The 6,727-nt window shown below is 71.0% G+C and carries 8 protein-coding genes; 6 read left to right on the top strand and 2 right to left on the bottom strand.

Annotation, left to right across the window (positions count from 1 at the left end; genetic code table 11):
* The first annotated feature begins 28 nt into the window (after positions 1-28).
* The 5 genes from ACIA8N_RS32215 (at position 29) to proC (ending at position 3,435) form a co-directional block, all read left to right on the top strand.
* On the top strand, positions 29-328 hold the full coding sequence (locus ACIA8N_RS32215; RefSeq protein ID WP_365784851.1) for a peptidase: 300 nt from the start codon (positions 29-31) through the stop codon (positions 326-328).
* A gap of 35 nt (positions 329-363) precedes the next feature.
* The gene (locus ACIA8N_RS32220) at positions 364-879 is read left to right on the top strand and encodes a hypothetical protein (protein WP_365784849.1); all 516 of its coding nucleotides are present in this window, start codon (positions 364-366) and stop codon (positions 877-879) included.
* 88 nt (positions 880-967) lie between these two features.
* The gene (locus ACIA8N_RS32225; RefSeq protein ID WP_365784847.1) at positions 968-1,807 is read left to right on the top strand and encodes an ABC transporter ATP-binding protein; all 840 of its coding nucleotides are present in this window, start codon (positions 968-970) and stop codon (positions 1,805-1,807) included.
* Complete coding sequence (locus ACIA8N_RS32230) at positions 1,804-2,541, top strand: ABC transporter permease (protein ID WP_030554592.1); 738 nt, start codon at positions 1,804-1,806, stop codon at positions 2,539-2,541. Before ACIA8N_RS32225 ends, ACIA8N_RS32230 begins: the two co-directional genes overlap by 4 nt.
* A gap of 84 nt (positions 2,542-2,625) precedes the next feature.
* A complete protein-coding gene (proC, locus tag ACIA8N_RS32235; RefSeq protein ID WP_365784845.1) occupies positions 2,626-3,435 on the top strand; it encodes a pyrroline-5-carboxylate reductase in 810 nt (269 codons plus the stop codon).
* Between the two features lie 23 nt (positions 3,436-3,458).
* Here proC and ACIA8N_RS32240 read toward each other — a convergent pair whose 3' ends face one another.
* On the bottom strand, positions 3,459-4,055 hold the full coding sequence (locus tag ACIA8N_RS32240; protein WP_365784843.1) for a cysteine hydrolase family protein: 597 nt from the start codon (positions 4,053-4,055) through the stop codon (positions 3,459-3,461).
* Between the two features lie 45 nt (positions 4,056-4,100).
* On the opposite strand from ACIA8N_RS32240, the gene ACIA8N_RS32245 reads away from it, so the two are divergent.
* Positions 4,101-5,144: a helix-turn-helix domain-containing protein gene (locus ACIA8N_RS32245; RefSeq protein WP_365784841.1), complete on the top strand. Its 1,044-nt coding sequence runs from the start codon at positions 4,101-4,103 to the stop codon at positions 5,142-5,144.
* Here the strand turns inward: ACIA8N_RS32245 and trpS are convergent.
* Complete coding sequence (gene trpS, locus ACIA8N_RS32250; RefSeq protein ID WP_365784839.1) at positions 5,111-6,109, bottom strand: tryptophan--tRNA ligase; 999 nt, start codon at positions 6,107-6,109, stop codon at positions 5,111-5,113. The two genes, ACIA8N_RS32245 and trpS, sit on opposite strands and share 34 nt — an antisense overlap.
* Positions 6,110-6,727: the final 618 nt, after the last annotated feature.

Genomic DNA, 6,727 nt, shown 5'->3' on the forward strand with positions numbered 1-6,727 from the left:
AGCGCTTTTGCGCCAGGGGGAGAACACCATGGGTACGGACGAGAAGAAGATGACCGACGACGCCGTGACCACGCTGAGCGCGACGCGCTACGCGGTCGCGCCGGGCTACCGGATCAACGTGCGCTCGGGCCCGAGCACCCAGTACCCGATCGTCCGGGTCCTGCCCCTGGACGCCACCGTGGCGATCTCCTGCCAGAAGTACGGCGAGTGGATCAGCGGCCCGTACGGCACCACACGCATCTGGGACAACATAGCGCCGGGCGAGTACGTCTCCGACGCCTACGTGCGCACGGGCAGCGACGGCTTCGTCGCGGCGCGCTGCGCCTGAGACCCTCCTCCGTCGCCCCGGGGATAATCGACCTCGTGAGCGACGAAGAGAAGAGCCCCAGCACGACCGGCGGCACCCCCGCCGGTCCCCGGCCCGAAGAGATCCGCTTCTTCGGCACGACCTGGGTCGACCACAGCGGCCACTACGCGCTGCGCCGCGCCGGCCTGGCAGTGGGCGCGCTCGCCGCCGCCGTCGCGTCCGGCTTCGTCCTGCGCTTCGCCTATGAGGGCCTGGAGATCGCGGACGTCGGCGGCATCGTCAACACGCTGGTCGTCGTCATGTTCGCGGTCTGCAGCGCCATCGCCTTCCGCAAGACCTGGGAGGGCTTCCTCCGCCGGCCCGCGGACCCGGCCCGCGAGGACTCCCTGCGCAGCCTCAAGGCGATCGGCTTCATCGGCTCGCTCCTCGCCTACTGCTTCCGCTGCTTCGTCGAGGCCCCCGGCGAGAAGCTGCGCCGCGCGGAGTACGAGACGGCCCTCACGCGCTACGAGAAGCGCCGGGGCACCCGGACGGGCAACCCCTCGGCCCGCAAGAAGCCCAAGCGCAGGTAACCCCACCGCGTAGCCCACCCCCGCGAAGCCCCCGTCGCCGACCGCACGGTCCTTGACGACCGGCACCCCCAGGCGCACTATTCATCACATGATGAATTACCCGGCGGATGAGGCCGCCGCCAGGGCCGAGGACGAACCCGCCGCCGAACCGGCCATCACCGCCCACGCCCTCACCGCCGTCCGAGGCGACCGCACCGTCCTCCGAGGCCTCGACTTCACCGTCCCGGCCGGGCGGATCACCGGCCTCCTCGGCCCCTCAGGCTGCGGCAAGTCCACCCTCATGCGCGCCGTCGTCGGCACCCAGGCCAAGGTCGACGGCACCCTCCAGGTACTCGGCCGCCCCGCGGGCGACCCCGCCCTCCGCTCCCGCATCGGCTACGTCACCCAGGCCCCCTCCGTCTACGACGACCTCACCGTCCGCCAGAACCTCGACTACTTCGCCGCCGTCCTGCTCCCCGGCCGCGCCCTGCGCCACGACCGCCGCACGGCCGTCGACCGGGCCATCGCCGACGTCGACCTCGCCTCGCACGCCGACTCCCTCGCCGGCCGGCTCTCCGGCGGCCAGCGCAGCCGCGTCTCCCTCGCCGTCGCCCTCCTCGGCACCCCGGAACTCCTCGTCCTCGACGAACCCACCGTCGGCCTGGACCCCGTCCTCCGCCGCGACCTGTGGAACCTCTTCCACCAGATCGCCGCCGACCGCGGCACGACCCTCCTCGTCTCCTCCCACGTGATGGACGAAGCCGAACGCTGCCACCGGCTCCTCCTCATGCGCGAGGGCGAGATCCTCGCCGACGACACCCCCGAAGCCCTCCGCCGACGCAACGACACCGCCACCGTCGAAGAGGCCTTCCTCCGCCTTGTCGACGCCGCCGCCGCCCGAGCGGCGTACCCGCACCCCCCGACCACCCACGAGGAGCCCCGGTCATGAGCAGCGCCCGCACCCTGGCCACCGCCGCCCGCGTCCTGCGTCAGCTGCGCCACGACCCCCGCTCGATCGCCCTGATGCTCCTCGTCCCGTGCCTGATGCTCTTCCTGCTCCGGTACGTCTTCGACGGAAGCCCCGGCACCTTCGACAACATCGGCGCCTCCCTCCTCGGCATCTTCCCGCTGATCACGATGTTCCTGGTGACCTCCATCGCCACCCTCAGGGAACGCACCTCCGGCACCCTGGAACGCCTCCTCGCCATGCCCCTCGGCAAAGCCGACCTCATCGCCGGCTACGCCCTCGCCTTCGGACTCCTCGCCGTCGTCCAGTCCACCCTGGCCACCGGCCTCGCCGTTTGGTTCCTCGGCCTCGACGTCATCGGATCCCCCTGGCTCCTCCTCCTGGTCGCCCTCCTCGACGCCCTCCTCGGCACCGCCCTCGGCCTCTTCGTCTCCGCCTTCGCCGCCTCCGAGTTCCAGGCCGTCCAGTTCATGCCGGCGGTGATCTTCCCCCAGCTGCTGCTCTGCGGACTCTTCACCCCGCGCGACCGGATGGCCCCCGCCCTCGAAGCGATCTCGGACGTCCTGCCCATGTCGTACGCCGTCGACGGCATGAACCAGGTCCTCCGCCACCCCGACGTCACCGGCGACTTCGTCCGCGACGCCCTCGTCGTCGCGGGCTGCGCCCTCCTCGTCCTGGGCCTCGGCGCGGCCACCCTCCGCCGCCGCACCGCGTGACCGCCCCTCGGACACCCGCGCACCACCGGGCCCGCCGGTGCGAGGATGACGACACGTACCCCCTCCGTCGAGGTGAACAGAGCCATGACCCAGACCGTCGCAGTCCTCGGCACCGGCAAGATCGGTGAAGCGCTCCTCAGCGGCATGATCCGCGCCGGCTGGCGCCCCGCGAACCTCCTGGTCACCGCCCGCCGCGCCGAACGCGCCGAGGAACTGCGCGCCCGCTACGGCGTCGAGACCGTCACCAACGCCGAGGCCGCCAAGCGCGCCGACACCCTCATCCTGGCCGTCAAGCCCCAGGACATGGGCCGCCTCCTCGACGAGCTCGCCCCGCACGTCGCCGCCGACCGCCTGGTCATCAGCGCCGCCGCCGGCATCCCCACCTCCTTCATCGAGGACCGCCTCACCAACGGCACCCCCGTGGTCCGCGTCATGCCCAACACCCCCGTCCTCGTGGACGAAGGCATGTCCGTCATCTCCGGCGGCAGCCACGCCACCCCCGAGCACCTCGTCCACACCGAGGAGATCTTCGGCGGCGTCGGCAAGACCCTCCGCGTCCCCGAGTCCCAGCAGGACGCGGCCACCGCCCTCTCCGGTTCGGGCCCGGCCTACTTCTACTTCCTCGTCGAGGCCATGACCGACGCCGGCATCCTCCTCGGCCTCCCCCGCGCCCAGGCCCACGACCTCATCGTCCAGGCCGCCATCGGCGCCGCCGTGATGCTCCGCGACAGCGGCGAGCACCCGGTCAAGCTCCGCGAGGCCGTCACCTCCCCGGCCGGCACCACCATCAGCGCCATCCGCGAGCTGGAGAACCACGGCGTCCGCGCCGCCCTCATCGCCGCCCTCGAAGCCGCCCGCGACCGCAGCCGCGAACTCGCCTCCGGCAACAGCTGAGCAGCCTGCTCCCCCCGCCGGGGTCACCGGACCCCGGCGGACGCCCCCTTCACGACCTCCTCCGTCGACACGACCTTCGCGAACCGCCCCCCGTGCAGGGACACGGCCGTCGCCTGCGCCAGCTCATCGGCACTCCGAGACCATCCGAACGGCCCCTCCAGGTCGAAGGTGTGCATCGCGTCCAGCGGGAACACCACGTCGAAGCCGAGGTTCCCGCCCATCCGGGCCGTCGTCTCGTTGCACATGTTCGTCTGGATCCCGACGATCACGATCTGCGCGACGTCCTGCCCGGTGAGCCACTCCTGCAGCGACGGCTCCCCGTAGAAGGCCGAGTTCACGGACTTCGTCACCAGCAGCTCGGGCCCGGCACCCTTCCCGCGCCGCTCCTCGACGAAGTCCTTGAAGTCGTTCCCCACGTAGCCCTTCCGCAGCGGCGACTGCGAGCCCTCCACCGAGTCGTGCCGCACGAAGACGACCGGGCGCCCCGTCTCCTGCCACAGGTCGATCAGAACCGCGATGTTCCCCTCCGCGGCCGGGTTGTTCCGCTTCCCCCAGAACTCCTCCTCGAAGCCCTTCTGTACGTCGATGACAACCAGCGCTGCGTTCTCCGCGATCTCCATACCCCCGATCCTTCCGCCGGCCCGCCCCGTCTCCCAGAGGGGTGCATGACAGCGATCGATGGTTTACTGCCAAACGTGGCGACCACCCCCGCACCCCGGCCCCAGCGCATCGCACTCCTCGCCTTCCCCGGCATCCGCGCCTTCGACCTCTCCGTCATCACCGAGGTCTGGGACAGCGACCGCACCCTCCGCGGTGTCCCGCCCTTCGAGCTCCGCAGGACCGCCGCCGACCCGCGCACCCCCATCCCGCTGCGCGGCGGCCTCACACTCACCCCCGACCGCCCGCTCACCTGGCTCGACGAGCTCACCCCCACGGACCTGGTCCTCGTCCCCGGCATCGAAGACCCCGACGCCGACATCCCGGCCCCCGTCCTCGACGCCCTCCGCAGCGTCCACACCGCGGGCACCCCGGTCGCCTCGCTCTGCGCGGGGGCCTTCGTCCTCGCCCGCGCCGGACTCCTCGACGGCCGCCGCGCCGTCACCCACTGGCACCTCGCCGACACCCTGGCCGCCCGCCACCCGGAGATCCAGGTCGAACCCGACGCCCTCTTCGTCGAGGACACCGGCGTCTGGACCTCCGCCGGCACCGCCGCCGGCATCGACCTCTGCCTCCACCTCGTCCGTACCGCCCACGGAGCCGAAGCCGCCGCCTCCATCGCCCGCTCGATGGTCACCGCCCCCTTCCGCACGGGCACCCAGGCCCAGTTCATCGAGCACCCCACCCCCCGCGCCGACCGCGACGCCGACGCCCTCGCCGACGTCCGCGCCCACGCCCTCGCCCACCTCGACGAGCCCCACACCGTCGCGACCCTGGCCGCCCGCGCCGGCATGTCCCCCCGCTCCTTCGCCCGCCACTTCCAGGCCACCACCGGAACCACCCCCTTGCACTGGCTCATCACCCAGCGCGTCGCCGCCGCCCAGAAACTCCTCGAACTCACCGACCACCCCCTCCCCGAGGTGGCCCGCCGCGCGGGCTTCGGCAGCGAGGTCACGATGCGCCAGCACTTCGCCTCGCACCTCGCCACCAGCCCGCGCGACTACCGCAACGCCTTCCGTCACCCGGCAGGCAGCAGCCCGATCGCCCGATAGGCACGGTCCACCAGCGGCCGCGCCGCTCCCCGGGCCCGCTCGGCCCCGTCCCGTAGCACCTGATCCACGAAGCCGGGGTCCGCCGCGAGCTCGGCATGCCGCTCCCGCACGGGCCTCAGCAGCTCGACGACCGCGTCCGCCGTGTCCTTCTTCAACGCTCCGTACGTCTTGAATACACCGGCCAGCTCCTCGGGGTTCCCACCTGTCGCGGCTGCCATCACATCGAGCAGGTTCGCGACCCCGGGCCTGGCCTCCCGGTCGTACTCCACATCCCGCCCGCTGTCCGTGACAGCCCGCATGATCTTCCGCCGCACGGTCTCCGCGTCATCGAGCAGATAGACGATCCCGGCCCCGTTCGCGTGGGACTTCCCCATCTTCGACGTGGGGTCCTGAAGATCCATGACCCGCGCCGCCACCTCCGGCCGCGTCGCCCTCGGCACCGTGAACGTGTGCCCGTACCGCTGGTTGAACCGCACCGCCAGGTCCCGGGTCAGCTCCACGTGCTGCGTCTGGTCCTCACCCACGGGCACCTCCTCGGCCCCGTACGCCAGGATGTCCGCCGCCATCAGCACCGGATACGTCAGCAACGACAGCCGCACCCCCTGCCCCGAGGCCTGCGCCTGGACGCTCTTCTCCCTGTACTGGATCATCCGCCGCAGCTCGCCGTCCGTGGCCGTGCACTCCAGCAGGTACGACAGCCTCGCGTGCTCGTCCACATGACTCTGTACGAACAAGGTGCACAGCTGCGGATCGAGTCCGGCGGCGAGGAGCAGAGTGGCCGCCTGCCGACTGAGCCGACGGACCCGCGCCGGATCGTGCTCCACGGTCAGCGCATGCAGGTCCACGACGCTGAACAGCGCCTCCGCCCGATGCTGATCGACCTCGACCCACCGCCGGACGGCCCCGAGGTAGTTGCCCAGCGTCAGGTGCCCGGTCGGCTTGACCCCGCTGAAGATCCTGGTCATCGCGTTCGTTCTCCCTCTTCTCCTGGGCGCCGACCCGACGGCCGCCTCCCGGAGGGGGATACGCGAACGGCCGCCGAGGCGGCGGCCGCGTGGTGCATGCGCGAGTGCGGGCCGCCGTCAGGCGGCCCACCACTGGGTGGTGTGCGCACGCGTAGTCATAGGCAGAGGCTACGCCCCAGGGCCGGGGTTGACACGGGATTACCCGGTCCGTAAGGTTCTCCGAGTTGTCCGACGTGAGCACCGACCCCGGTCGGCCCCGGACAGCCATCCCGCAAGATCCACAGAACTGATGGTGCTTTGCCGTGCCGTTCTGCTTCCGTGCGTTTTTGCGAAATGAGGAATCCGCGTTCGAAGTTTGGACGCAGCCTCCGATTAGCGTCGGAGGCAGGGAATCCGCTAAAGTCTCACTCGTCGGAACGGCCCAACAGCCGGAAAGACAAATCCCGCTGACCGGGAATCAGACGCCGAAAGGATCTGATAGAGTCGGAAACGAAGGAAGCGCCCGGAGGGCCTGGAAACAGGAACGAAGGAAGCGTCCGTTCCTTGAGAACTCAACAGCGTGCCAAAAATCAACGCCAGATTAGTTGATACCCCGTCCATCTTCGGATGGCGAGGTTC

The sequence above is a fragment of the Streptomyces sp. NPDC051822 genome, from assembly GCF_044452745.1.
Taxonomy (GTDB): Bacteria; Actinomycetota; Actinomycetes; order Streptomycetales; family Streptomycetaceae; genus Streptomyces.

Excerpts from the sequence above, each read along its gene's own strand:
- ACIA8N_RS32215 (WP_365784851.1), top strand. The coding sequence starts at position 29 with ATGGGTACGGACGAGAAGAAGATGACCGACGACGCCGTGACCACGCTG.
- ACIA8N_RS32225 (WP_365784847.1), top strand. The coding sequence starts at position 968 with ATGATGAATTACCCGGCGGATGAGGCCGCCGCCAGGGCCGAGGACGAA.
- ACIA8N_RS32230 (WP_030554592.1), top strand. The coding sequence starts at position 1,804 with ATGAGCAGCGCCCGCACCCTGGCCACCGCCGCCCGCGTCCTGCGTCAG.
- proC (WP_365784845.1), top strand. The coding sequence starts at position 2,626 with ATGACCCAGACCGTCGCAGTCCTCGGCACCGGCAAGATCGGTGAAGCG.
- ACIA8N_RS32240 (WP_365784843.1), bottom strand. The coding sequence starts at position 4,055 with ATGGAGATCGCGGAGAACGCAGCGCTGGTTGTCATCGACGTACAGAAG.
- ACIA8N_RS32245 (WP_365784841.1), top strand. The coding sequence starts at position 4,101 with ATGACAGCGATCGATGGTTTACTGCCAAACGTGGCGACCACCCCCGCA.
- trpS (WP_365784839.1), bottom strand. The coding sequence starts at position 6,109 with ATGACCAGGATCTTCAGCGGGGTCAAGCCGACCGGGCACCTGACGCTG.